Source organism: Pseudonocardia sp. MH-G8 (genome assembly GCF_002262885.1).
GTDB lineage: Bacteria > Actinomycetota > Actinomycetes > Mycobacteriales > Pseudonocardiaceae > Pseudonocardia.
In genome coordinates this window covers 72,736-98,862 of the sequence record NZ_NKYF01000019.1, presented here as the reverse complement: position 1 = coordinate 98,862, position 26,127 = coordinate 72,736, and the positions used below count along the sequence as shown (strand labels likewise).

Below are 26,127 nucleotides of genomic sequence, written 5' to 3'. Positions count from 1 at the left end.
GTTACGCTGCCCGTCATGGTCGCCCGGGAGATCGATGCCGCCGCGGCGGACGCGGAACCCGGGCCTGCGGGCGCCGCTCCCCGCGATCCGAGCCGCATCGCACGCCGCGTGGGCCTCACCGGCACGCTCCTGATGGCGGTCAGCGGCCTCGGCGCGGGCGCGCTGCCCGTTCCCAACCCGGTGTTCGGCCTGCGACTGCTCGGCCTGCCCAGCCGCAACACCACCATCGCCATCGCCGTCAGCTACACGGGCATCTGCCTCCTGGTGCTCGCGTGGCTGTGGATCGGCAAGATGCTGCGCGCCCGCGGCGCCGTGGCGCCCGCGCCCAGCCGCAGCCAGCTGGCCCGCACCGCGGTGATGTGGGCGGTGCCGCTCGCGGTCGCGCCTCCGCTGTTCTCCCGCGACGTCTACAGCTACCTCGCCCAGAGCGCCACGCTCGCCCGTGGCCTGGACCCCTACGTCCTCGGGCCCGCCGAGGCGCTGGGCGTCGACGACCCGCTCACCCGCAGCATCCCCACCATCTGGCGCGACACCCCGGCTCCGTACGGGCCGCTGTTCCTGGTGATGGGCCGGGTGATCACGGCCCTGTCCGGCAACGACGTCGTGCTCGGGCTCTTCGAGCACCGCCTGCTCGCGCTGGCGGGCGTCGGGCTCATCGTGTGGGCGCTGCCGAAGCTGGCGCGCCGATGCGGCCTCGACACCGGCCTCGCGATGTGGCTCGGCGCGGCCAACCCGCTCGTCCTGTTCCACCTCGTGAGCGGCATCCACAACGAGGCCATCATGATCGGGCTGATGCTCGCCGGGATGGAGATCGGCCTGCGCGCGGGCTCCCGGCTGCTCGACCCCCGGCTGCTCGGTGGCGCCCTGCTCATCGTGGCGGCGTCGGCGGTCAAGCTGCCCGCCCTGCTCGCGCTCGGGTTCCTCGGCATGGAGTGGGCGCGCCGCCGCGGCGCGAAGGCCGGTCACGTCGTGGCCGTCGCCTCCGTGTTCCTGCTGCTCACCCTGCTCTGCTACATACCGCTGTCGGTGGGCACGGGTGTGGGCATCGGCTGGTTGCAGACCCTCGGCGTGCCCAGCCTCATCCGCAGCTGGATGTCGGTGTCCACCGACTTCGGCCTGCTGTCGGGGCAGGTGGGCATCATCGCCGGGATGGGCGACCACACCGACACCACGCTCGTGGTCGCGCGCGGGATCGGGCTCGCGGTGTCGGGCGTGCTGGTCGTCCTGCTGCTGTTCGCCGTGCTGCGCGGCCGGCTCGACGCCATCACCGGCATGGGCGCAGGCCTCGGCGCCGTCGTGCTGCTGGGCCCGATCGTGCACCCCTGGTACCTGCTGTGGGCCGCCATCCCGCTCGCCGCCACCCGCGGGCTGCCGCGCTACCGGCGCCTCGCGCTCGCCGCCTCGGCCGTGCTCGCGCTCCTCGTGCCGCCCACCGGCGCCGACTTCAACTTCCGTGCCTTCCAACTGCCGATGGCGATCATCGCAGGCCTGGGCATCCTGATCGTCATGCTGCTGGTGCTGCGCCGGCACATGGCCGGCCAGAGCGGGGTGGACATCGACGCCCTGCCCGGCCGGTCCCCCGTGGTGGCGCCCGGACCGGACCCGGCGCCGCGTTGACCCTCCAGCCGGAGAGCCCCGTCACGAGCCTAAGCTCGTCGGCCGTGAACACCGTGCCGCCCGCCGTCGTGGTCCGGGGGCTGGTGAAGCGCTACGGCCGCACCACCGCGGTCGACGGTCTCGACCTCGAGCTCCGGACCGGCACCGTCCTCGCCCTGCTCGGACCCAACGGCGCCGGCAAGACCACCACCGTCGAGGTGTGCGAGGGCTTCCTGCGCGCCGACGGCGGCGAGGTGCGCGTCCTCGGCGTCGACCCGGCGGGCGCCCCGGACGCGTTGCGCGCCCGCATCGGCGTCATGCCCCAGGGCGGCGGCGCCTACCCGGGCGTGCACGCCGCGGAGATGCTGCGCCTGGTTGCGGCGTGCTCGGCCCACCCGCTCGACGTCGGGTGGCTCGGCTCGGTCCTGGGCCTCGACGGCTGCGCGCGCACCCCCTACAAGCGCCTCTCCGGCGGCCAGCAGCAGCGCGTCGCGCTCGCCTGCGCCATCGTCGGCCGCCCGGAGCTGGTGTTCCTCGACGAGCCGACCGCCGGCATGGACCCGCAGGGCCGCAGGCTCGTCTGGGACCTCATCCGCGCCCTGCGCCGCGACGGTGTGTCCGTACTGCTCACCACCCACCTGATGGAGGAGGCGGAGGCGCTGGCCGACGACGTCGTGATCGTCGACCACGGCCGGGTGGTGGCGCAGGGCTCGCCCGCGCAGCTCACCGCGGCATCCGGGCAGCAGGAGCTGCGCTTCCGCGCCCGCGCGGGCATGGACGTCGCCGAGCTCGCCGCCGCGCTGCCGACCGGCTACGGCGCCGCCGAACCGGCGGCGGGCCGCTACGTCGTGCAGGGCCGCATCGACCCCGCCGTGCTCTCCACGATCACCACGTGGTGCGCGGCGCACGGCGCGCTCGCCGATGACGTGCACGTCGCCCGGCGCAGCCTGGAGGACGTCTTCCTGGAGCTCACCGGACGGGAGCTGCGGTCATGACCGCACGGCCCACGACGGGGGAAACGTTCCCCGAGGGCACCTTCACCCCGCGCCCCGGGCCGGGCTCGCCGCTGCGGATGCTCGCCGCCCAGTCGGGCACGGAGCTGCGCCTCGCGCTGCGACACGGCGAGCAGGTGCTGCTGACGATGCTGATCCCGGTGGTCCTGCTGGTGGGCCTCACCCTGCTCGCCGTGGTGCCGTTGCCCGAGCCGCGGGTCGCCGCCGTCGCACCCGGGGTGCTGGCGCTGGCCGTGATGTCCACGGCGTTCACCGGGCAGGCGATCTCGCTGGGCTTCGACCGCCGCTACGGGGTGCTGCGCCGGCTCGCAGCCACCGCGCTCCCCCGCTGGCTGCTCGTGGCCGGACGGCTCACCGCCGTGCTCGGCGTCGTCGCGGTGCAGGTCGTGGTGCTCGGCGCGATCGCCGTGGCGCTGGGCTGGCGGCCGGCCGCGTCCGGCCTCGGCTGGGGCCTGCTGCTGGTGCTGCTGGGCTGCGCCGCGTTCGGCGCGCTGGGGATCCTGCTCGGCGGTTCCCTGCGCGCCGAGGTCACCCTTGCCGTGGCCAACCTGGTCTGGTTCGTGCTGCTGCTGGCCGGGGGGATCGTGGTCCCGCTCGCGCAGCTGCCCGCCCCGATGGCCGCGATCGCCGCGCTGCTGCCCTCCGGCGCGCTCGCGGAGGGCCTGCGCACCACGCTCACCGACGGCGGCGCGCCGAGCGGCGCGTCCCTGCTGGTGCTGATCGCGTGGACCCTGGTGGCCACCGCGGTCGCCGTCCGCACGGTCCGGCTGCGCTGAGCGCCACCCCTCAGCGGGACTTCGGGTCGTCGTCGGGCTTCTGCTCACGGCTCGTGGCGTGCGCCATCTCCTCCGACGGCGCAGCCCTGCGCCCGATGTGGGCCTCGTCCCGGTAACGCTCCACCAGGTGCGGGTAGTGCAGCTCGAACGCCGGACGCTCCGAGCGGATGCGGGGCAGCTCGGTGAAGTTGTGCCTCGGCGGCGGGCACGAGGTGGCCCACTCCAGCGAGTTGCCGAAGCCCCACGGGTCGTCGACGGTGACCACGCGCCCGTAGCGGTAGCTGCGGAACACGTTCCAGATGAACGGCAGCACCGACGCGCCCAGCACGAACGCCCCGATCGAGGAGATCGCGTTCAACGTCGTGAACCCGTCGACGGGCAGGTAGTCCACGTAGCGGCGGGGCATGCCCTCGTTGCCCAGCCAGTGCTGCACCAGGAACGTCAGGTGGAAGCCGACGAACGTGAGCCAGAAGTGGGCCTTGCCCCACGTCTCGTCCAGCAGCCGGCCGGTCATCTTGGGGAACCAGAAGTAGATGCCCGCGTAGGTGGCGAACACGATCGTGCCGAACAGCACGTAGTGGAAGTGGGCCACCACGAAGTAGGTGTCCGAGACCTGGAAGTCCACCGGCGGCGACGCCAGCAGCACCCCGGTGAGCCCGCCGAACAGGAACGTGACCAGGAACCCGACGCTGAACAGCATCGGCGTCTCGAAGGTCAGCTTGCCCTTCCACATCGTGCCGATCCAGTTCACGAACTTGATCCCGGTCGGCACTGCGATCGCGAACGTGGTGAGCGAGAAGAACGCCAGCAGGACCGCGCCCGTGGCGTACATGTGGTGCGCCCACACGGCCACCGACAGCATCGTGATCGCGATCGTGGCGAAGACCATGCCGGTGTAGCCGAACAGCGGCTTGCGGCTGAACACCGGGATGATCTCGGTGATGATGCCGAAGAACGGCAGCGCCACGATGTAGACCTCGGGGTGGCCGAAGAACCAGAACAGGTGCTGCCACAGCACCGCGCCACCGTTGGCCGGGTCGAACACGTGGGTGCCCAGGTGCCGGTCGGCCAGCATGCCGAACAGCCCGGCGGTGAGCACCGGGAACGCGATGAGGATCAGGATCGCCGTCGCGAGGATGTTCCAGGTGAAGATCGGCATCCGGAACATCGTCATGCCGGGCGCGCGCATGCAGACGATGGTGGTCGTGAAGTTGACGGCACCGAGGATCGTGCCCAGACCGGACACGATCAGCCCGACGGCCCACAGGTCGCCGCCCGGGCCGGGCGAGAAGGAACTGCTGTGCAGGGGCGCGTAGGCGAACCAGCCGAAGTCGGCCGCACCGCCCGGGGTCAGGAAACCGGACAGGACCGTGAGCCCGCCGAACAGGAACAGCCAGTACGAGAAGGCGTTGAGCCGGGGGAACGCGACGTCGGGGGCGCCGATCTGCAGCGGCACGATGTAGTTGGCGAAGGCGAACAGGATCGGCGTGGCGTAGAGCAGCAGCATGATCGTGCCGTGCATGGTGAACAGCTGGTTGTACTGCTCGTTGGACAGGAACTGCTGCCCCGGCACCGCCAGCTCGCCGCGCATGAGCAGCGCCATCGCGCCACCGGCGAGGAAGAAGCCGAACGACGTGACCATGTACAGGATCGCGATGTCCTTGGGGTCCGTCGTGTGCAGCATCTTCAGGAACGTGGAGCCCTTGGCTGCGCGCCGCGCCGGGTACTGCGGCGCGACCGGCTTCGGTTCGACGGCGGTCATGGTGCCTCCCTCGGCAGGGCCCGGGGCTCCTGCGATGACGGTAGGAGCCGGTGACCGGTCTGTCAGCCCCCCGATCGACGGGTGCCCCGCCGGGGTCGTGTTCATTCAGCTTCTACGATGTGTCGGTGACCCGGCCCGCGTTCCTCGACCGCCTACCCGCCGCCCCGCCGTCGCTGGTGCGGGCGCTGGCGATCGCCGCGGTCGTGGCGCAGGCCGGGATCGCGGTCACCGGCTCGGTCGTGCGCGTCACCGGATCGGGGCTGGGCTGCCCGGAGTGGCCGGAGTGCTTCCCCGGCAGCCTCGTGCCCACGCCGCATCCCGAGGTCGAGCCCCTCACGCAGTGGATCGAGTTCGGCAACCGGCTGCTGACGTTCGCCGTCGTGCTCGTCGCGGGCGCCTGCCTGCTCGCCGCGCTGGCCACCCGCCCGCGCCGCACCCGGCTCACCCGCCTCGCCCTCGTGCAGCCGCTCGGCGTGGTCGCCCAGGCGGCGATCGGCGGCGCGGTGGTGCAGCTGGGGCTGGTGTGGTGGAGCGTCAGCGTGCACCTGCTCGTGTCGATGGTCCTGGTCTGGCTCGCCGTGCAACTCGTGGCCGCCGCCTCCGACGGGGACGGTCCGGCCCGGCGGCTGGTGGGCGGCGCCGTGCGCGGCCTCGTCGCCACGTGCACGGCCGTACTCGCCGCCGTGCTCGTCGCGGGGTCGTTCGTCACCGCTGCGGGCCCGCACGCCGGTGACGCCGCCACTCCCCGGCTGGACGTGAGCGTGGAGACCGTCGCGCAGGTGCACGCCGAACTGCTGGTCGGCTACCTCGGCCTGCTCGTCGGGCTCGGCTTCGCGCTGCGCGCCGTGGCCGCGCCGGCGCGGGTACTGCGCCGCTACGGCGTCCTCGTGGCGGTCGTGGCCGCGCAGGGGCTGCTCGGCGCCGTCCAGTACGCACTCGGTGTCCCCGAGATCCTCGTGTCGCTGCACGTGCTCGGCGCCGCCCTCGTGACGGTGGCGGCCGCCGCGCTGTGGGCGGCACTCAGCGAGCGACCCGCGCTCGCCCCGGCCGCGCAACCGGCTCCGGGCGCGGCCCAGGAATCGGCACTTGCCGACAAGGGGTCGTGACCGGGCAGGGATGATCGGGCGATGCGCGCGATCCAGATCAGCTCGACCGGCGGTCCCGACGTCCTGAACCCGATGGAACTGCCCGACCCCCATGCCGGGCCCGGCACGCTCCTCGTGGAGGTCGCCGCGGCCGGCGTCAACTACATCGACACCTACCAGCGCGAGGGCATCTACCCGATGCAGCTGCCCTACGTGCCCGGCCTCGAGGGCGCCGGGCGGGTGCGCGCGGTCGGCCCGGACGTGAGCGGGTTCGCCGTCGGTGACCGGGTGGCGTGGGCGGAGCAGCTCGGCAGCTACGCGGAGCTCGTGGCGGTGTCGGCCACGAAGGCCGTGCCGGTGCCCGACGCCCTGCCCGACGACGTGGCGGCGGCCGCCCTGCTGCAGGGGATGACCGCCCACGCCTTCATCACCGACACCCACCCGGTCGGGCCGGGCGAGGACGTGCTCGTGCACGCGGCCGCGGGCGGGCTCGGGCTCATGCTCACCCAGCTCGCCACCGCCCGCGGCGCCCGCGTGATCGGCACGGTCTCGACACCGGAGAAGGAGCGCCTGGCCCGGGCTGCCGGCGCCGCCGAGGTCGTGCGCTACACCGAGGTCGACGACCTCGCCGAGGCCGTGCGCGCGCACACCGGCGGCGCGGGCGTGCACGTGGTCTACGACAGCGTCGGGGCCACGACGTTCGACGCGAGCCTGGCCTCGTTGCGCACGCGCGGGCTGCTCGTGCTCTGCGGGGCGAGCAGCGGCCCGGTGCCGCCGCTGGATCCGCAGCGGCTCAACGCGGCCGGGTCGGTGTACCTCACCCGCCCGAAGCTGTTCGACTACGTCGCCACCCCGGACGCGCTCGCCGCGCGCGCCGCGGCCGTCTACGACGTCGTCGGTGAGGGCGCACTCGACGTGCGGATCGGGAACCGGTACCCGCTCGCCGAGGCTCGCCGGGCCCACGAGGACCTGCAGGCGCGGCGCACGACCGGGAAGCTCCTGCTGATCCCCTGAGCCCAGCCGCTCGGCCCCCGTGAGTGGATACGAGTGCTGGAGCACTCGTATCCGCTCACGACCGCCCGGAGGCCGTGCTAGACAAGCCCGGTGACCGACACCCCGGGCTCCCCCTTCCGCGACCTGCAGGACTTCCTCGCACTCCCGCGTCTGGCCGGGCTGGCCCTCTCCCCCGACGGCACCCGCCTCGTCACCACGGCGGCCGTCCCGGACCCCGAGCGGACGCGACTGCGCACCGCGCTGTGGGAGATCGACCCGTCCGGGACGCGGCCGGCGCGGCGGCTCACCCGCGGTGCCACCGGCGAGACGTCACCGGTGTTCACCCCCGGCGGGGACCTGCTGTTCACCTCGGCCCGCACCGATCCCGGACGCGCCGAGCCGCAGCCGGACGACCCCGCCGCGCTGTGGCGGCTGCCCGCCGCCGGGGAGGCGCACGTCGCCGGCACGCGCCCCGGCGGGCTCGCCGCGCCCTCCGTGGCCGCGGACGTCGCCACGGTGGTCGCCACCTCGATGACCCTGCCCGGCGCCCGCTCGGCCGGCGAGGATGCGGAGCGGCGCAAGGCCCGGCGCGACCGGAAGGTCAGCGGCATCCTGCACGCCGGGCACCCGGTGCGGTTCTGGGACGCGGACCTCGGCCCGGCCCAGCCGCGGCTGGTGGCGGCCGACCTCCCGGACGACGGCTCGGCGGCGCAGTGGCGCGACCTCACCCCTTCCCCCGGCGACGCGCTCGTGGAGTCCGAGCACGACATCAGCCCGGACGGCCGCACCGTCGTGGCCGGTTGGCGGCTGGCGCAGCCGCGCGGGGCTACGCGCAGCGTCCTCGTGGCGATCGACGTCGCCGGCGGGGAGCGCCGCGTCCTGGCCGACGACCCCGGGCACGAGTTCGGGGGTCCGGTGGTGAGCCCGGACGGTACGCAGGTGGTGTGTTGGCGCGAGTCGCTGTCCACCCCCGCCAGCCCGCCGGACACGCGACTGGTCGTCCTCCCGCTCGCCGGTGGAACCCCCCGCGACGTCGCACCGGGCTGGGACCGCTGGGCTGCCGCCCCCCGGTGGATGCCCGACGGCAGCGCGCTCCTCGTCGTCGCCGACGACGGCGGGCGCGCCCCGGTGTTCCGCATCGCGCTCGCGGACGGCTCGGTCACCCGCCTCACGGCCGACGACGGCGCGTACTCCGATCTGGTCGTCGCGCCGGACGGCGGTGCGGTCTACGCCCTGCGCAGCAGCGTCGACTCCCCGCCCGCCCCGGTCCGGCTCGACCCGGCCCGGGCGGACCAGCAACCGGTGGCGCTGCGGGGCCCGGCGGCCCCGCCCGTCCTGCCGGGCTCACTCACCGAGGTGCACGCCACCGCCGAGGACGGCAGCGCGCTGCGGGCCTGGCTCGTGCTGCCCGGCGGGGCGTCGGCAGCGGCACCGGCACCGTTGCTGCTGGCCGTGCACGGCGGTCCGCTGAACAGCTGGAACTCCTGGCACTGGCGCTGGAACCCGTGGGTGCTGGCCGCCCGCGGGTATGCCGTGCTGCTGCCCGACCCCGCCCTGTCCACCGGCTACGGCCTGGACTTCGTGACCCGTGGCTGGGGCGAATGGGGCGGCGCGCCGTTCACCGACCTGATGGCGGTCACCGACGCCGCACTCACCCGTCCGGACCTCGACGCGGGGCGCACGGCGGCCATCGGCGGGTCCTTCGGCGGCTACATGGCCAACTGGATCGCCGGGCACACCGACCGGTTCCGCGCGATCGTCTCGCACGCGAGCCTCTGGACGCTGGACCAGTTCGGGCCGACCACCGACGCGCCGCACTACTGGCTGCGCGAGATGACCGCGGACATGGCGCACCGCTACAGCCCGCACCGCTTCGCCGACGCGATCACCACGCCGATGCTGGTCATCCACGGCGACAAGGACTACCGCGTGCCGGTGGGTGAGGCACTGCGCCTGTGGTGGGACCTGGTGTCGCGGCACGAGGGCGACCCCGACGACCTCCCCCACCGCTTCCTGCTGTTCCCGGACGAGAACCACTGGGTGCTCACGCCGCAGAACGCCGCCGTCTGGTACGAACGGTCACCGCCTTCCTCGACCACCACGTCCTGGGCAAGGGCTGGGAGACGCCCGACCTGCTGCGTTGATGCGTCGACCCGGGCTGTGGTCACGTGCAGGCGCGCGCTGCAAGTCGCCCACGTCGACTCACCGTCGTGATCGCCACTGCGGGCCGGGAGACGGCCCGCGATGATCGGTCCGAGCGGTGCGTGGGTGCTGTCGTGGCGACGATCAGGTGCGTCTGGCAGCGATCACCCTCCGGCATCCGACCGTCCGATTCGGCTCGATCTGCCGCTCTCCCGCTGATCATGGCCGCCTCGCGTTCCGCGGAACGCGCCCGTTTCATGACCAGATAGACGTGATCGGGGTTCAGGAAAGATCCAACCCCCATCACCTCTATGTGGTCGTGAAATCGCCTGTGGGCGCGCCGTCCCGGCTCACGACCACTGCCTCACCCCCGGCCCCGGTCTTCTGCGCAGTCGGCCGGGTTCCCTGACCCCGCCCGTCGGCCGGGGTGGCCGGGTTGGCAGAACTGCTGAGTACCGGAGTTGGGTGGGCGGCCGTTCCCGGCTTGGCCCAGGCCCGTTCGGGACGAGACCGTCCCTGTCGCGTGCGTGCGCACCTTGCGGTGGTCCCGTTCCACACTCCCTATCGATGATCATCAGTCAGGTCTGCGGCGTGCCCACCTCTCATGATCGGCAGGATCGGGACGAACAGTGGCAGGGGTGCAGCTCATGGCCCTGCTTCACTGATCAAGGCCGTTGTCGGAGGGGTTCGGGGACGGCACCACAGCCGGTTGAGTCGCACCCGGCGGAGACGGGCTCGTCCAGAACGGGCCTGGGCCAAGCCGGGAGCGGTCGCCCGAACGACCACGATATTCGTGGGTAGCGCCCAACCCGGCCACCCTCGGCGCGGAGGACGAGCCCGGCGCCGGACCCACTGCGAGTGAGGCCCAGCTGCGGGGTGGGACAGGAAGCCTCGAGCCGAGAACGGCGCGCCCACCGCAACCCGGCCTACGAGGCAGGGCCCGGGGAGCAGCGATGGCGGGGCATGAGGCGAGGGGGGCTCACGCAACCCCGTCGAGGAGCCTCATCGGAGGAGAGGGGGGTGTGTCGGGTGGCCGCTCGACGGACGGTCGTGACCACATGCTCGCGCCCTCCACTTGTAAAGGCGCCTCGCGGCGGGTAGGCCTTGGGCCGACCGATGAAGTGAGGTGCATCACTATGGGTGGCAACAGGATCGTCGTCTACAAGGAGCCGGGCGTGGTCGCGGTGGAGGACCACGACATGCCGACGCTCGAGGTGCCCGCCGAGGTCGCCGAGGCGATGGGTATGACGCGCAAGGCCGACCACGCGGTCATCCTGCGGTGCGTGTCCACCAACATCTGCGGGTCCGACCAGCACATGGTGCGCGGGCGCACCACCGCCCCGCCGGGGCAGACCCTCGGCCACGAGATCACCGGCGAGGTGGTGGAGAAGGGCAGCGACGTCCAGTTCGTCGACGTCGGCGACATCTGCTCGGTGCCGTTCAACATCGCCTGCGGGCGGTGCCGCAACTGCCGGGAGGGCCAGACCGGTGTCTGCCTCAACGTCAACCCGGCGCGCGCGGGCTCCGCGTACGGCTACGTGGACATGGGCGGCTGGGAGGGCGGCCAGGCCGAGTACGTCATGGTGCCGTTCGCCGACTTCAACCTGCTGAAGTTCCCCGACCGGGACCAGGCCCTGGAGAAGATCCTCGACCTGACGATGCTCTCGGACATCTTCCCCACCGGCTACCACGGTGCCTACACGGCGGGCGTCACGACCGGCTCCACCGTCTACGTCGCGGGCGCCGGTCCCGTGGGGCTCGCCGCCGCCCACGCCGCCCAACTGCTCGGGGCCGCCGTGGTGATCGTCGGCGATCTCAACGCCGACCGCCTCTCCCAGGCCCGCTCGTTCGGGTGCGAGACCGTCGACATCTCCCAGGACGCCACGCTGGAGGACCAGATCGCGCAGATCCTGGGCACGAACGAGGTGGACTGCGCCGTGGACGCAGTGGGGTTCGAGGCCACCGGGCACGGCGCTGCGGGCGGGGAGGCACCCGCGGCCGTGCTGAACTCGGTGATGGCCGTGACGCGCGCAGGTGGCCGGCTCGGCATCCCCGGGCTGTACGTCACCGGCGATCCCGGCGCCGCCGACCCCGATGCGCAGGAGGGCACCCTCAAGGTGCGCCTGGGGCTGGGCTGGGCGAAGAGCCACTCGCTCGCCACCGGCCAGTGCCCGGTGCTGCGCTACAACCGCAACCTGATGATGAGCATCCTGTACGACAAGGCGCGCATCGCGGAGGCGGTCAACGCCACCGTCATCTCCCTGGACGACGCGCCGCGCGGCTACCAGGAGTTCGACCAGGGCGCGGCGCGCAAGTACGTGCTCGACCCGCACGGGATGGTCCCGGCCGCCTGAGCGCGGGGGTCACGAAACGAGGACGGGCAGCCCGATCGCGGCGTCGACGGCGATGGCGGCGAACAGGACGCAGAGGTAACCGTTCGAGAGGTGGAACAGCTTCATCGTGCTGACCTCGCGGCCTGCGGTGGTGTCCTGGTGCAGGCGGTGGGCCTGGTAGACGAACCAGGTGCCGCCGAGCACGGCGACGGTGGCGTAGATCCACGACGTGGCCGCCACGAGCAGGAGCGTGGCGGCCACCATCACCCACGAGTAGGCGACGATCCGGATCGTCACCTGGGCCGGCTTCGCCACCACCGGCAGCATCGGAACCCCGGCGTTGGCGTAGTCCTCGCGGTAGCGCATGGCCAGCGCCCAGAAGTGCGGCGGCGTCCAGAAGAAGATCACGGCGAACATCACGAGCGCCGGCCACTCCACGGTGCCGGTGACCGCGGCCCAGCCGATCACCACCGGCATGCAGCCGGCGGCGCCACCCCACACGATGTTCTGCGAGGTGCGTCGCTTGAGCAGGAGCGTGTAGACGAGGACGTAGAAGGCGATGGCCGCGACGGACAGGCCTGCGGCCAGCCAGTTGGTGGTGAGCCCCAGCCACACCGAGCTCAACGCCCCGAGCACCAGGCCGAAGACGAGCGCGTGGCGCGTGGGCACCTGCCCCTTGGCCAGCGGCCGGCGCGCGGTGCGCTTCATGACGGCGTCGATGTCGGCGTCGACCACGCAGTTCAGCGCGTGGGCGCTCGCGGCTGCCATGGCGCCACCGACCAGCGTGGCGATGATCAACCACACCGACGGGACGCCGCGCTCGGCCAGGAACATCGCCGGCACCGTGACCACGAGCAGCTGCTCGATGATGCGGGTCTTGGTCAGGCCCAGGTAGGCGCGCACCGTGTGGGCAGCCCGCTGCCGCCGCGCCCGCCACCCTGCCCGGGCGCCTTGCGCAGGCGGCTGCTGAGACACGGGCAGACTCACCGGCACAACCTCGATCCGCGTGGTGGGGAAGCTCGGGCCCCTTGATCCAGGGGCCGACTTCTACGGCTTGTCGATGATAGCCCGGGGCATGGTGCTCCCCACTGCCGGGTAGCCCCCGTGCGCGACCGGTCGACGGTCGTCGCACGGGCGATCACCGTGGCCGCCACGAGTGACTAGGCTGGACCGCGAGCGGAACCTGCGGAAGCGTTCGTCCGCGCAGGGCAGGGCGCGTCGAGGCGCACCGCCCGCGCCCCCACCCGAACCCGAGGGAAGTGCTGTGGCCGACACCGACATCGACACCCTGACCCGAGCGAGCCTCCCCGACGACTGGACCGACCTCGATCGGCGCGCCGTCGACACTGTGCGGGTCCTCGCCGCCGACGCCGTGCAGAAGGTGGGCAACGGCCACCCGGGCACGGCCATGAGCCTCGCACCCCTGGCGTACACGCTGTTCCAGCGCATCATGCGCCACGACCCCGCCGACGCCGACTGGATCGGGCGCGACCGGTTCGTGCTGTCCGCGGGCCACTCCAGCCTCACGCTCTACATCCAGCTCTACCTCTCCGGGTACGGCCTCGAGCTCGAGGACCTCCAGGGGCTGCGCACCTGGGGCTCCAAGACCCCCGGCCACCCGGAGCACCGGCACACCCCCGGCGTCGAGATCACGACGGGCCCCCTGGGCCAGGGTCTCGCCTCGGCCGTCGGCATGGCCATCGGCGCCCGCCGCGAGCGGGGCCTGTTCGACCCGGACGCCGCTCCCGGGCAGAGCCCGTTCGACCACCAGATCTACGTGATCGCCTCCGACGGCGACATCGAGGAGGGCATCACCTCCGAGGCCTCCTCGCTGGCGGGGCACCAGCAGCTGGGCAACCTCACGGTGATCTACGACGACAACAAGATCTCCATCGAGGACGACACCGACATCGCGCTGTCCGAAGACACCGCGAAGCGGTACGAGTCCTACGGCTGGCACGTGCAGGTCGTCGACGGCGGCGAGAACGTCACCGGCATCCTCGAGGCGCTGGAGAACGCGCGCGCCGAGACCACCCGCCCGTCGTTCGTCCTGCTGCGCACGGTGATCGGCTTCCCCGCGCCGAACAAGATGAACACCGGCAAGGCCCACGGCTCCGCTCTGGGCGCCGACGAGGTGGCCGAGGTCAAGACGATCCTGGGCTTCGACCCGGAGCAGAGCTTCGAGGTCGACGGCGAGGTGCTCGCGCACGCCCGCAAGGTCGTCGACCGCGGCCGCGAGGCGCACCAGGCGTGGACCGCCACCTACGACGACTGGGCCGCCCGCGAGCCGGAGCGCAAGGAGCTCCTCGACCGCGTGCTGGGCCGCGACCTGCCGGTGGGCTGGGAGAAGGCCCTGCCGAGCTGGGACGTCGACCCCAAGGGCGTGGCCACCCGCAAGGCGTCCGGCGAGGTGCTCAAGTCCCTCGCCGACCTGCTGCCGGAGCTGTGGGGCGGCTCGGCCGACCTCGCGGAGAGCAACAACACCACGATGGAGGGCGCCGATTCGTTCGGCCCCACCTCCACCGCCACCAAGATGTGGAACGCCCACCCGTACGGGCGCACGCTGCACTTCGGCGTCCGCGAGCACGCGATGGGCGCGATCCTCAACGGCATCGCGCTGCACGGCCCCACCCGTCCCTACGGCGGCACGTTCCTCGTGTTCAGCGACTACATGCGCCCCGCGGTGCGGCTCGCGGCGCTGATGCGCTCCAGCGTCGTGTACGTCTGGACCCACGACTCGATCGGGCTCGGCGAGGACGGCCCCACCCACCAGCCGATCGAGCACCTGGCGGCGCTGCGCGCGATCCCCGGCCTCGCCGTGGTCCGCCCCGGCGACGCCAACGAGACCGCCTACGCCTGGCGCGCCACTCTCGAGCGCCCCGAGGGCCCGAAGGGCCTCGCGCTCACCCGGCAGAACCTGCCCGTGCTGGAGGGCACCTCGGCCGAGGGCGTGGCGCGCGGTGGCTACGTGCTCGCCGACACCCCGTCCGGCGAGCCCGAGGTGATCCTCATCGCCACGGGCTCCGAGCTGCAGATCGCCGTCGAGGCGCGGAAGGTCCTCGAGGCAGACGGCGTTGCCACGAGGGTGGTGTCGATGCCGTGCGTGGAGTGGTTCGACGCGCAGGACGCGACCTACCGCGAGTCCGTACTGCCCGCCGCCGTGCGGGCGCGGGTGAGCGTGGAGGCCGGCGTCGCGCAGCCGTGGCACCGGTTCACCGGTGACGCGGGCGAGAACGTCTCGATCGAGCACTTCGGCGCCAGCGCCGACTGCCAGACGCTGTTCCGCGAGTTCGGCTTCACCCACGAGCACGTGGTCGACGCCGCCCGCCGCAGCCTCGCGACCCTTTCCTAGGAGGACTTATGAGCAACGACCGTCTGGGGCAGCTGGCCGACGCCGGCGTGTCCATCTGGCTCGACGACCTGTCGCGTGAGCGCCTGAGGAGCGGCAACCTCCGGGAGCTGATCACCGACAAGCACGTCGTCGGCGTCACCACCAACCCCACGATCTTCGCGGGCGCGCTCGCCAAGGGCGACGCGTACGACGAGCAGGTCCGGGAGCTCGCCGCCCGTGGCGCATCGGTCGTCGACGCCGTCCGCGAGATCACCGTCGCCGACGTCCAGCAGGCCTGTGACGTCTTCAGCGGCACGTGGGAGACCACGGGCGGCGTCGACGGCCGGGTCTCGCTCGAGGTCGACCCCGGCCTCGCCCGCGACACCGAGGGCACCGTCGCGCAGGCGCTGGACCTGTGGAAGGCCGTCGACCGGCCCAACCTGCTGGTCAAGATCCCGGCCACCGAAGCGGGGCTGCCGGCCATCACGCGGGCGCTGGCCGAGGGCGTGAGCGTCAACGTCACGCTGATCTTCTCGGTGGAGCGCTACCGCGCGGTGATGGGCGCCTTCCTCGACGGCCTCGAGCAGGCCGCCGCGAACGGGCAGGAGCTCTCCCGCATCGCCTCGGTCGCCAGCTTCTTCGTCTCGCGGGTCGACAGCGAGATCGACAAGCGGCTCGAGGCCATCGGCGGCGACGAGGCCCTCGCCCTGCGCGGCAAGGCGGCCGTCGCCAACTCCCGGCTGGCCTACGCCGCCTACGAGGAGGTGTTCTCCTCCGACCGGTGGCAGGCGCTGGAGGCCAAGGGCGCGCGCAAGCAGCGGCCGCTGTGGGCCTCGGTCGGTGTGAAGAACCCCGACTACTCCGACACGCTCTACGTCACCGAGCTCGTCGTCGCCGACACCGTGAACACGATGCCGGAGCAGACCCTGCTGGCGTTCGGTGACCACGGCGAGGTGCACGGCGACCGCGTCACGGGCACCGCGGGCGAGGCGCAGGAGGTGTTCGACGCGCTCGACCGCGTCGGCGTCGACCTCACCGACGTGTTCCTCGTGCTGGAGAACGAGGGCGTCGAGAAGTTCGAGAAGTCCTGGACCGAGCTCGGCGAGACGGTCACCGGTCAGCTCGAAGGAGCGCGCTGACGAGCGGGCCGAGCACGAACCCCGTGACCGCGCAGCTCGTGGAGGCCGCCGTCGCCACCCGGACCGCGGCGGGTGACCGCGCGCTCTGGCCCCGGGTCGCCCGACCCGGCTGGACCGGCGCCGCGCGCGCCGCCCGGCCGCTCGTCGGTGAGATCGCGGCCCTGCACGAGGAGCGTCGGGTGGCGGGGCAGATCCGCGTCGTGCTCGCCGCGGCCGGCGGGGTCGGCGTCGCCGCCGAGGCGCTGGCCCACGCCGATCCACGGCTGATCGTCCTGGACACCACCGACCCGGTCCAGGTCCTCGACGCGCTCGCGGGCGAGCTCGCCGCCACGGTGCTCGTCGTGTCCGTGCCGCCCGGAGAGGACCCGGAGCCGGTGGCGCTGCTGCGCGACACCGTGCACGCGGCGTTCCGCGCCGAGGGCCTCGAGCCGGCGGCGCACACCGTCGTGGTCACCCCGCCCGGCGGGCCACTGCAGGCAGGTGCCCCCGGGGCCGACGCCGGGATCGTCGTCCTGGGCCCCGACGACGTCGACGGACCGTGGGCGGCCCTCACCGCGTACGCGCTGGTGCCGGCCGGGCTGGCGGGCGCCGACATCGGCGCGGCCCTCGCCGAGGCCGACGCCGCGCGGGACGCGCTCGCCCTCGACTCCCCCACCAACCCCGCGCTGGAGCTCGGAGCGTTGCTCGCCGGTGCCACCGCCGTGGCACTGGCACCGGGCCCCGATTGCGCCGCACTCGCCGAGTGGGCGGCGCAGCTCGTCGCGGGCGGGCTCGGCAAGGAGGGGCGCGGCCCGCTCCCGGTGCTGGTCGAGGGGCCGGACGCACCCGAGTGGGGCGACCTGCCCGCCGTCGGCGTCGGTGAGGTCCCCGCAGCGGCGCTGCACACCGACGGCTCCCCCGCCGCGCAGATGCTCACCTGGCAGTACGCCGTCGCCGTGGCGGCGCACCTGCTCGAGGTCGACCCCACCGACCGGCCCGATGCCACCCCGGCGCCCGGGAACTCCGGCGCCACACCGGCGTTCACCGACGGGGCGGTCGAGGTCTACGCCGACTCCTGGCTGCCCGCCGGCACCGCCACCGTCGCCGATGCCTTGCGCGCCCTGGCCGACGACGCGCAGCACCTCGCCGTGCACGCCTACCTCGACCGCATCGAGGACGCCTCGGCCGCCGTACTGCGGCCGGAGCTCACCCGGCGCACCGGACGGCCCACCACGTTCGACTGGGCACCGCGCTGCCTGCCCGGCGCGGGCCAGCACGCCAAGGGCGGCCCGCCCGGGGGGCGCGTCTGCCAGCTGACCGGCGCCCTCGACGGGGAGCCGGGCGCCACGTCCGCCGACGTCGACGCCCTCGCCCGCGTCCAGCTCGCCCAGGCAGGCGCCGACGCCACCGCGCTCGCCGCTCGCGGCCGCCCGGTGCTGCGCCTGCACTTCACCGACCGGGTGGCGGGCCTGGTCACGTTGGCGCACGCCGTGCAACAGCTGTGAAGAACCTGCGATGATCCCCCGAACCGAATCATGAGGAGAGAGATGAGCGCCGCCACGTCCGCTGCAACGGGGTGGACCAACCCGCTGCGCGACCCGCGGGACAAGCGGCTCCCACGCATCGCGGGGCCGTGCAGCCTGGTCATCTTCGGGGTCACCGGCGACCTCGCGCGCAAGAAGCTCATGCCGGCCATCTACGACCTCGCCAACCGCGGGCTGTTGCCGCCCGGCTTCGCCCTCACCGGCTTCGCCCGCCGCGACTGGGCCGACCAGGACTTCGGACAGGTCGTGTACGAGGCGGTGAAGGAGCACGCGCGCACGCCGTTCCGCCAGACCGTGTGGGACCGCCTCGCCGAGGGTTTCCGCTTCGTGTCCGGCAGCTTCGACGACGACGACGCGTTCGACCGGCTCGAGGAGACCGTCGATGCCCTCGATCGCGAACGCGGCACCGGTGGCAACCACGCGTTCTACCTGTCCATCCCGCCCAACGCGTTCCCCGTGGTGCTCAAGCAGCTCTCGCGGTCCGGGCTGGCCAGCCAGGACGGCGACCGCTGGCGCCGGGTGGTGATCGAGAAGCCGTTCGGGCACGACCTGCGCTCGGCGCGGGAGCTCAACGACATCGTCGGCGACGTCTTCCCCGAGGACTCGGTGTTCCGCATCGACCACTACCTCGGCAAGGAGACGGTGCAGAACGTCCTCGCGCTGCGCTTCGCCAACCAGCTGTTCGAGCCGATCTGGAACAGCCACTACGTCGACAGCGTGCAGATCACGATGGCCGAGGACATCGGCCTCGGTGGCCGGGCCGGTTACTACGACGGCATCGGCGCGGCCCGCGACGTCATCCAGAACCACCTGTTGCAGCTGCTCGCGTTCACGGCGATGGAGGAGCCGGTCTCGTTCTCGTCCGACGAGCTGCGGGCCGAGAAGATCAAGGTGCTCAACGCCACCAAGCTCGTGGGTCCGCTCACCGAGACCACGGCTCACGGCCAGTACAACGGCGGGTGGCAGGGCGGCGAGCTCGTCCGCGGTCTCACCGAGGAGGAGGGCTTCGACCCCAACTCCCGCACGGAGACGTTCGCGGCGATCACGTGCGAGGTCGACACCCGGCGTTGGGCGGGGGTGCCGTTCTACCTGCGTACGGGCAAGCGGCTCGGCCGGCGCGTCACGGAGATCGCTGTGATCTTCAAGCGGGCCCCGCACCTGCCGTTCGACGCCACGATGACCGAGGAGCTCGGCCAGAACGCGCTGGTCATCCGCGTGCAGCCGGACGAGGGCGTCACGATGCGCTTCGGATCGAAGGTGCCGGGCAGCCAGATGGAGGTCCGCGACGTCACGATGGACTTCGGCTACGGCACCGCGTTCACCGAGGCCTCCCCGGAGGCCTACGAGCGGCTCATCCTCGACGTGCTGCTCGGGGAGCCGTCGCTGTTCCCGGTGAACGAGGAGGTCGAGCGCTCCTGGAAGATCCTCGACCCCGTCATCGAGCACTGGGCCGAGCAGGAGGAGGGCCCCGACCCGTACCCGGCGGGCAGCTGGGGACCCGAGTCGGCGAACACGATGCTCGCCCGCACCGGCCGCCACTGGCGGCGACCGTGAGTCCCACGGAGTCAACTCCCACGAACCCGACCGCTACGAGCCCCAGGAGCGGGTCATGATTGTCGACCTCCCGTCCAGCACCACGTCCGCGGTCAACAAGAAGATCGTCGAGCTGCGCGAGCGCGGGGGCGTCCTGGCCCTGGGTCGCGTGCTCACGCTGGTGATCGTCACCGACGACGGTGCGGGCATCGAGGACGCCATCGAGTCCGCCAACGAGGCCAGCCGCGAGCACCCGTGCCGGGTGATCGTGCTGGCGCGCGGGCAGCGCCGCGCGGCGCCGCGGATGGACGCGCAGATCCGCGTGGGCGGCGACGCCGGCGCCAGCGAGGTCATCGTCCTGCGCGGCTACGGGCCGCTCGCCGCCGACGAGGCCGGCGCAGGCATGGTGATGCCGCTGCTGCTGCCGGACGCGCCGGTCGTCGCCTGGTGGCCGAGCGACGCGCCCGCGGTGCCGTCGGAGGACGCGGTCGGCCGGCTCGCACAACGGCGGATCACCGACGCGCTCTCCTCACGCAACCCGCTGCGCGCCTTCGAGCAGCGCCGGGCCCAGTACGTGGCCGGCGACACGGATCTCACCTGGACCCGGCTCACGTCGTGGCGCGCCCTGCTCGCCACGGCGCTCGACGCGCCGCCGCACGAACCGGTGACCGGTGCCGTGGTGGCGGGCGAGGCGGTGTCGCCGTCCACCGATCTCCTCGCCGGCTGGCTGGCGGTGCGGTTGGACGCGCGGGTGAAGCGCTCGCCCGCGGAAAGTGGCCCCGGCCTGGTGTCGGTGCGCCTCGAGCGGCGCTCCGGACCCGTCGAGCTGGTGCGTCCGGACGGCAAGGTGGGCACGCTGCGCCAGCCCGGGCAGCCGGACCGCCTCGTCGCGCTGGCGCGCCGCGAGGTGCGTGACTGCCTGGCCGAGGAGCTGCGTCGCCTCGACCCGGACGAGATCTACGGCGCCGCCCTCACCGGCGTGGGACGGATCGGCCGCGGTCGCACCCCGGTGAAGGTCCCCGCGCTGGCAGGCTACTGATGGCCACACCGGACGTCGCGGTCCACGCCGACCCGGACGTGCTCGCCGCCGCGGTGGCTGCGCGCCTGGTCACGAAGCTGGTCGATCTGCAGGCCGCCGGCACGATCCCGAAGATCGTGCTCACCGGCGGCGGCACCGGCACCGCGGTGCTCGAGCAGATCCGCGCCACCGTCGCCCGCGACGCCGTCGACTGGGGGAAGGTCGAGTTCTACTGGGGCGACGAGCGTTTCCTCCCGCCCGGGGACCCGGAGCGCAACGAGACCCAGGCCCGCGCGGCGTTGCTCGACCACGTGCCGATCGACCCGGCGAAGGTCTTCCCGATGGGAGCGGACGAGGGCGGCGGGCCCGCCGGCGCCGATGCCGCCGCCGAGGCCTACGCCGCGGTACTCGCCCGCGCGGCCCGGCCCGAGGATCACGGCCCGGTGCCCACCTTCGACGTGCTGATGCTCGGGATGGGCGGCGAGGGCCACACCGCGTCGGTGTTCCCGCACTCCCCCGCCGTCTACGAGACCGAGCGCACCGTGGTGGGCGTGCACGGCTGCCCGAAGCCACCACCGACCCGCGTGTCGCTGACGCTGCCCGCGATCCGCCGCGCCACCGAGGTCTGGATCATGACCACCGGTGGGGGGAAGGCCGCAGCCGTGGCGATGGGGCTCGGTGGGGCGGGCGAGGTCGCGATCCCGGTGGCCGGGGCCCAGGGCACGCGCCGCACCCGTTGGCTGCTCGACCGGGCCGCGGCGTCGAAGCTGCCACGAGACCTTGTGCCGTCCATCGGCTGATGGCCACCCTGCACGTCGTCGTCGACGGCGCCAACGTCGTCGGGTCCCGCCCGGACGGGTGGTGGCGCGACCGGGCCGGTGCGGCGCGCACGCTGGCCGGGCGGCTCGTCGCCGTGCTGGCCGAGGACCCGGCCCACCTCGCGGCGGCGCTCGGGCACCCCGGCTCCGACCTCCGGGTGCACCTCGTGCTGGAGGGCGCCGCGCGCGTCGCCGACCTGCCCACGCACCCCCACCTGGACGTCGTGCACGCCCCCGCCGACGGCGACACCACGATCACCGCCCTCGCCGGCGATCTGGCGGGCGCGGACGCCCCGGTCCTGGTGATCACCGCCGACCGCGCCCTACGCTCCCAGGTGCTCGACGCGGGCGCCACGACCGCGGGCCCGAGCACCCTCCAGGACGCCCTCCCCTGACTCTCCCGCCCTCGTGCAGAGCGCACCGGCAATGCGCTTCATGAGCGGGGCGCGCGGCCGGCCCATGGCGGACGAAGATCGCCAGATCGGTGCGAGGACGGCCGGATATGGCCGCCTCTGCACCGGATACGCGATCATCTCCGCTGATCCGCCCGGTGATCACCAGACGGGTGCACCAACGGCCGGATATCGCTGTCCTTGCGCCCATCCGACGATCACAGCCTCCGGGAGCGCCCCGTCCCGTCGAGGATCTCCACCGGCGACACCCCGCGAACCAGCAGCACGGTCTCCGAGAGAGGTGGGGAACGCCGCGCGTGGGAGGCTGACACCGTGCTCCCGATCGGATTCCGTACCGCGCGCCTGGCGGCGTCCGTCGCGGTGGTGGCGGCCGCCGCCGGCCTTGCCGGGGCGTGCTCGCCGGCCGCCGCCCCGGCGCCGCCTGCCCCGCCGCCACCTCCGCCCCCGCCACCGGCCGCGTGCCTGCTCGACACGGCCGCGCTCGCCGAGGCCACCGGACTGGGCTGGGCGCCGGATCCGAGCACGGCGAGCGACACGCGCTGCGTCTACGACCCGTCCGCTGCCCCGGGGGCGGAGCCTGCCTTCGTCACCGTGGAGGTGGCGCCCGCTGCGGATCCGGACTCCGCGCTCGACACCGTCACCGCGCTCTGCGAGGACGGCTCCGAGGTGGCAGCCGGTGACGCAGGCGTGGTGTGCCGCTTCCAGGGCGGGAGCGTGTTCGCCGCGGCGGTGCGGGACGGCCGCCTGGTGACGGTCGCCGCATCCGCGGTGCCCGAAGGCACCACGGCAGCCCGCCTGGTGGTGGCGTTCGACCAGCAGGTCGCGGCGCTACGTCCGTAGAGCCGGCACGCCCTCAGCCGAGAGGGCGGACCGGCGGGACGATCAGAGCTCGCGCGACGCGCGGAGGCGGCCGAGCGCCTCCTCCAGGATGGCGGCGCCGTCGGAATCGCTGCGCCGCTCCTTCACGTAGGCGAGGTGCGTCTTGTACGGCTCGGTGCGCGGCGGGGCGGGCGGGTTCTCCCCGTCCCGGCCGGCCGGCAGGCCGCAGCGCGGGCAGTCCCAGGAATCCGGGATGTCCGCCTCGGAGGCGAACGACGGCGTCGTGACGTGCCCGTTCGTGCAGAAGTAGGGGATGCGCGCGCGGGGAGCGGTCTCTCCTCGCTCGGACTCCCCCATCGGACCGGCCCCCACCCGGGTGCCGCGGATCGCGTTACCGCCCGACATCGCCATGCCTCCCTCAGCCCCCGACCCGGACCAGCAGCCCGGTGCCGATGATCGCGATCAACCAGATCGCGCCGACGAACAGCGTGAGCCGGTCGAGGTTCTTCTCGACCACGCTCGACCCGGACAGGCTCGACTGCACTCCGCCGCCGAAGAGGGTGGAGAGCCCGCCACCGCGACCGCGGTGCAGCAGGATCAGCAGCACGAGCAGCACGCTGGAAATGATCAGCACGACCTGCAGGGCGATTTCCATCCGATCCTCATTCTCCTCGCGTGCGGCTCCGGGCGCGGCGTCGCCACCTGTGCCGGAGAGTCGAGGGTACCCGGGGCCGGCGCGGCGCCCGACAGGGGCCGGGAGTGGATACGAGTGCTGGAACACTCGTATCCACTCACGGGGGTGTTACGGGAGCGGCCCACCGGCCGCGATGGCACACAGCTGGGCGAATTCGTCCGCGTCGAGGCTCGCGCCTCCGACGAGGGCACCGTCGACATCGGGCTGTGCGACGATCTCGCCCACGTTCTTGGCCTTCACCGATCCGCCGTAGAGGACGCGGACGCCGGCGGCAATGGCCTCGCCGTACTTCGCCGACACGGCCTCCCGGATGGCGGCGCACACCTCCTGCGCGTCGGAGGCGCTCGCGACGCGCCCCGTGCCGATGGCCCAGACCGGCTCGTAGGCGATCACCAGCGTCTGCGCGTGCTGGCTCTCCACCTTCTCCAGCGCCGCGCCGACCTGCCGGGTGGTGTGGGCGACGTGCTCGCCGGCCTCCCGGACCTGCAGGTTCTCACCCACGCACAGGATCGGGACGATCCCGTGCTTGACGGCCGCGCGCACCTTCTTGTTGACCAGCGCGTCGTCCTCCCCGTGGACTTCGCGCCGCTCGGAGTGCCCGATCGTGACGTAGCTGCAGCCGAGCTTGGCGAGCATCGCTGCGGACACGTCACCGGTGTAGGCCCCGGACTCGTGCGGCGAGAGGTCCTGCGCGCCGTGCACCATCAGGAGCTTGTCGCCGTCGATGAGCGTCTGCACCGAGCGGATGTCGGTGAACGGCGGCAGCACCGCCACCTCGACCTTGTCGTAATACTTCTCCGGCAGCGCGAACGCCACCTTCTGCACCAGCGCGATGGCCTCGAGATGGTTGCAGTTCATCTTCCAGTTGCCGGCGATCAGCGGTTTGCGCATCTACTTCTTCTCCAGTACCGCGAGGCCGGGGAGGGACTTGCCCTCCAGGTACTCCAGCGACGCACCACCGCCGGTGGAGATGTGCGAGAACCCGTCCTCGGCCAGGCCGAGTGCGCGCACCGCGGCGGCCGAGTCACCGCCACCCACGACGCTGTACGCGCCCGAATCGATGATCGCCTGCGCCACGCCCCGCGTGCCGTCGGCGAACGGGGCCAGCTCGAACACGCCCATCGGGCCGTTCCAGAACACGGTGGCCGCGCCGCCGAGCATGTCGGCGAACGCCGTGACCGACGCCGGGCCGATGTCCAGGCCCTTCCAGCCGTCCGGGATCGCGTCGGCGCCGACGGTCCGGGTGTTCGCCTCGGCCGAGAAGTCGTCGGCCACCACCACGTCGGACGGCAGCAGGATCTTCCCGGTCTCGAGCAGCGAACGGCAGGTGTCGATCTGGTCGCGCTCCAGGAGCGAGTCGCCGACCCCGTAGCCCTGGGCGGCGAGGAACGTGAAGCACATCCCGCCGCCGACGATCAGCGCGTCGACCTTCGGCAGGAGGGCCTCGATCACCGCGAGCTTGTCGGAGACCTTGGAACCGCCCAGCACGACGGTGTACGGCCGATCGGGCGTCTCGGTGAGCCGCCGCAGCACCTCGACCTCCGCGAGCACCAGCCCGCCGGCATAGGCGGGCAGGTCCTGCGCCACGTCGTAGACCGAGGCCTGCTTGCGATGCACCACGCCGAACCCGTCGGAGACGAACGCGCCGCTCGCACCGGTGAGCGCCGCCAGCTCGTGGGCCAGGGCCGCCCGCTCGTCCTCGTCCTTGGAGGTCTCGCGCGGGTCGAACCGGATGTTCTCCAGCAACACGACGCCGCCGTCGGTCAGCGCACCCACGGCGGCCTGCGCCTCCTCGCCGTGGGAGGCGAGGGTGACCTCGGCACCGAGCAGCTCACCGAGCCGCCCAGCTACCGGGGCGAGGGAGAACTTCGGATCGGGACCGCCCTTGGGCCGGCCCAGGTGCGCGGTGACGACCACCCGCGCCCCGGCCTCGCGCAGCTTCTGCAGCGTGGGGACCGAGGCGCGGATGCGCCCGTCGTCGGTGATCCGCGAGCCGTCCAGCGGGACGTTGAGGTCCGAGCGGACCAGCACTGTCCGCCCGGACGGGCCCTCGGCGATCAGGTCGTCGAGCGTCCTCACAGCTTCGAGGCCACCAGGTCGGTGATGTCGACGAGGCGGTTCGAGTAGCCCCACTCGTTGTCGTACCAGCCGAACACCTTGACCTGGTTGCCGATGACCTTGGTCAGCGGCGCGTCGTAGATGCAGGACGCCGGGTCCGTGACGATGTCGGAGGAGACGATCGGGTCCTCGCTGTAGCGCAGGAAGCCCTTGAGCGGGCCGCTCTCCGCCGCAGCCTTGTACGCGGCGTTGATCTGCTCGAGGGAGGCCTCCTCGCGCAGGTCCACCGTGAGGTCGGTGATCGAGCCGGTGGGCACCGGGACGCGCAGCGAGTAGCCGTCGAGCTTGCCGTTGAGGTGCGGCAGCACGAGGCCGATCGCCTTGGCGGCACCCGTGGAGGTGGGCACCACGTTCAGGGCGGCGGCGCGGGCGCGGCGCTTGTCCTTGTGCGGGCCGTCCTGCAGGTTCTGGTCCTGCGTGTAGGCGTGGATCGTGGTCATCAGACCCTTCTCGATCCCGAACGCGTCATCGATCACCTTCGCGAGCGGCGCAAGGCAGTTCGTGGTGCAGGACGCGTTGGAGATGATGGCCTGCGAACCGTCGTAGGCGTCGTCGTTCACGCCCATCACGACGGTGAGGTCGGGGTCGGTCGCGGGAGCGGAGATGACCACCTTCTTCGCGCCGGCGTCGAGGTGCTTGGTGGCCCCGTCGCGCTTGGTGAAGATACCGGTGGACTCGACCACGACGTCCACGCCGAGGTCCTTCCACGGCAGCTCGGCGGGGTCGCGCACCGCGAGTCCCTTGAAGCCCTTGCCGTCGACGACGATCTCGTCGTCGGTGTGGGTCACCTCGTAGGGCAGCCGACCGAGGATCGAGTCGTACTTGAGCAAGCCCGCCAGCGTGGCGTTGTCGGTGATGTCGTTCACCGCCACGATCTCGATCTCGGTGCTGCCGGCCTTCCGCTGGGCGTCGACCGCCCGCCAGAAGTTGCGGCCGATCCGGCCGAACCCGTTCACGCCCACCCGCACGGTCATGTGCGCGCCTCCTGTGCCTAGCCCCTGGTACTGGATGTCTTGTGCTG

At 72.9% G+C, this 26,127-nt stretch carries 22 protein-coding genes; 15 read left to right on the top strand and 7 right to left on the bottom strand.

From position 1 onward, the window contains the following. The first annotated feature begins 15 nt into the window (after positions 1-15). The 3 genes from mptB to CFP66_RS31750 are packed head-to-tail and all read left to right on the top strand — an operon-like array spanning position 16 to position 3,385. Positions 16-1,617: a polyprenol phosphomannose-dependent alpha 1,6 mannosyltransferase MptB gene (gene mptB / locus CFP66_RS31760; RefSeq protein WP_233159884.1), complete on the top strand. Its 1,602-nt coding sequence runs from the start codon at positions 16-18 to the stop codon at positions 1,615-1,617. Positions 1,618-1,661: 44 nt separating this feature from the next. Further along, the gene (locus CFP66_RS31755) at positions 1,662-2,591 is read left to right on the top strand and encodes an ABC transporter ATP-binding protein (protein ID WP_094928908.1); all 930 of its coding nucleotides are present in this window, start codon (positions 1,662-1,664) and stop codon (positions 2,589-2,591) included. Next, positions 2,588-3,385 (top strand): ABC transporter permease, encoded by a 798-nt coding sequence (locus tag CFP66_RS31750; RefSeq protein WP_094928907.1) that lies wholly within the window; start codon positions 2,588-2,590, stop codon positions 3,383-3,385. Before CFP66_RS31755 ends, CFP66_RS31750 begins: the two co-directional genes overlap by 4 nt. Before the next feature lie 10 nt (positions 3,386-3,395). On the opposite strand, the gene ctaD is transcribed toward CFP66_RS31750, so the two are convergent. After that, complete coding sequence (ctaD, locus tag CFP66_RS31745; RefSeq protein ID WP_094928906.1) at positions 3,396-5,147, bottom strand: cytochrome c oxidase subunit I; 1,752 nt, start codon at positions 5,145-5,147, stop codon at positions 3,396-3,398. A gap of 125 nt (positions 5,148-5,272) precedes the next feature. Here ctaD and CFP66_RS31740 point away from each other — a divergent pair, with 125 nt between their 5' ends. From CFP66_RS31740 to fdhA, 4 genes are all read left to right on the top strand, one after another. Beyond that, positions 5,273-6,253 carry a heme A synthase gene (locus CFP66_RS31740; protein ID WP_094928905.1) on the top strand — a complete coding sequence of 327 codons (981 nt, stop codon included), beginning with the start codon at positions 5,273-5,275 and terminating at the stop codon, positions 6,251-6,253. Positions 6,254-6,274: 21 nt separating this feature from the next. After that, the gene (locus CFP66_RS31735) at positions 6,275-7,246 is read left to right on the top strand and encodes a quinone oxidoreductase (RefSeq protein ID WP_094928904.1); all 972 of its coding nucleotides are present in this window, start codon (positions 6,275-6,277) and stop codon (positions 7,244-7,246) included. A gap of 90 nt (positions 7,247-7,336) precedes the next feature. Next, positions 7,337-9,439 (top strand): prolyl oligopeptidase family serine peptidase, encoded by a 2,103-nt coding sequence (locus CFP66_RS31730; RefSeq protein ID WP_233159883.1) that lies wholly within the window; start codon positions 7,337-7,339, stop codon positions 9,437-9,439. Positions 9,440-10,503: 1,064 nt separating this feature from the next. Further along, entirely contained in the window at positions 10,504-11,721 is a 1,218-nt protein-coding gene (gene fdhA, locus CFP66_RS31725) for a formaldehyde dehydrogenase, glutathione-independent (protein ID WP_094928903.1), read from the top strand. A gap of 9 nt (positions 11,722-11,730) precedes the next feature. Here the strand turns inward: fdhA and CFP66_RS31720 are convergent, their stop codons facing one another. Then, entirely contained in the window at positions 11,731-12,687 is a 957-nt protein-coding gene (locus tag CFP66_RS31720) for a heme o synthase (RefSeq protein WP_255413906.1), read from the bottom strand. Positions 12,688-12,964: 277 nt separating this feature from the next. On the opposite strand from CFP66_RS31720, the gene tkt reads away from it, so the two are divergent. From tkt to CFP66_RS31680, 8 genes are all read left to right on the top strand, one after another. Next, entirely contained in the window at positions 12,965-15,052 is a 2,088-nt protein-coding gene (tkt, locus tag CFP66_RS31715) for a transketolase (RefSeq protein ID WP_094928901.1), read from the top strand. An 8-nt stretch (positions 15,053-15,060) separates the two neighbouring features. Next, the gene (gene tal / locus CFP66_RS31710; RefSeq protein ID WP_094928900.1) at positions 15,061-16,170 is read left to right on the top strand and encodes a transaldolase; all 1,110 of its coding nucleotides are present in this window, start codon (positions 15,061-15,063) and stop codon (positions 16,168-16,170) included. 23 nt (positions 16,171-16,193) lie between these two features. Further along, positions 16,194-17,654 (top strand): hypothetical protein, encoded by a 1,461-nt coding sequence (locus CFP66_RS31705; RefSeq protein WP_094928899.1) that lies wholly within the window; start codon positions 16,194-16,196, stop codon positions 17,652-17,654. Positions 17,655-17,696: 42 nt separating this feature from the next. Then, positions 17,697-19,247 carry a glucose-6-phosphate dehydrogenase gene (gene zwf / locus CFP66_RS31700; RefSeq protein ID WP_094928898.1) on the top strand — a complete coding sequence of 517 codons (1,551 nt, stop codon included), beginning with the start codon at positions 17,697-17,699 and terminating at the stop codon, positions 19,245-19,247. Positions 19,248-19,302: 55 nt separating this feature from the next. Further along, positions 19,303-20,265, top strand: coding sequence for a glucose-6-phosphate dehydrogenase assembly protein OpcA (gene opcA / locus CFP66_RS31695; protein WP_094928897.1), 963 nt, complete (start codon positions 19,303-19,305; stop codon positions 20,263-20,265). Beyond that, on the top strand, positions 20,265-21,044 hold the full coding sequence (gene pgl, locus CFP66_RS31690) for a 6-phosphogluconolactonase (protein ID WP_094928896.1): 780 nt from the start codon (positions 20,265-20,267) through the stop codon (positions 21,042-21,044). The genes opcA and pgl overlap by 1 nt, the downstream gene beginning before the upstream one ends. Further along, positions 21,044-21,457 (top strand): hypothetical protein, encoded by a 414-nt coding sequence (locus CFP66_RS31685; protein ID WP_094928895.1) that lies wholly within the window; start codon positions 21,044-21,046, stop codon positions 21,455-21,457. Before pgl ends, CFP66_RS31685 begins: the two co-directional genes overlap by 1 nt. 330 nt (positions 21,458-21,787) lie before the next feature. After that, on the top strand, positions 21,788-22,315 hold the full coding sequence (locus CFP66_RS31680) for a hypothetical protein (protein WP_094928894.1): 528 nt from the start codon (positions 21,788-21,790) through the stop codon (positions 22,313-22,315). Positions 22,316-22,357: 42 nt separating this feature from the next. Here the strand turns inward: CFP66_RS31680 and CFP66_RS31675 are convergent, their stop codons facing one another. From CFP66_RS31675 to gap, 5 genes are all read right to left on the bottom strand, one after another. Further along, positions 22,358-22,699, bottom strand: a complete 342-nt coding sequence (locus CFP66_RS31675) for an RNA polymerase-binding protein RbpA (protein WP_094928988.1) — start codon at positions 22,697-22,699, stop codon at positions 22,358-22,360. A gap of 13 nt (positions 22,700-22,712) precedes the next feature. Continuing rightward, on the bottom strand, positions 22,713-22,949 hold the full coding sequence (gene secG, locus CFP66_RS31670) for a preprotein translocase subunit SecG (RefSeq protein ID WP_094928893.1): 237 nt from the start codon (positions 22,947-22,949) through the stop codon (positions 22,713-22,715). Between the two features lie 147 nt (positions 22,950-23,096). After that, the gene (tpiA, locus tag CFP66_RS31665) at positions 23,097-23,879 is read right to left on the bottom strand and encodes a triose-phosphate isomerase (RefSeq protein WP_094928892.1); all 783 of its coding nucleotides are present in this window, start codon (positions 23,877-23,879) and stop codon (positions 23,097-23,099) included. Continuing rightward, positions 23,880-25,067 (bottom strand): phosphoglycerate kinase, encoded by a 1,188-nt coding sequence (pgk, locus tag CFP66_RS31660; RefSeq protein WP_094928891.1) that lies wholly within the window; start codon positions 25,065-25,067, stop codon positions 23,880-23,882. After that, complete coding sequence (gene gap / locus CFP66_RS31655; protein ID WP_094928890.1) at positions 25,064-26,080, bottom strand: type I glyceraldehyde-3-phosphate dehydrogenase; 1,017 nt, start codon at positions 26,078-26,080, stop codon at positions 25,064-25,066. Before gap ends, pgk begins: the two co-directional genes overlap by 4 nt. Positions 26,081-26,127: the final 47 nt, after the last annotated feature.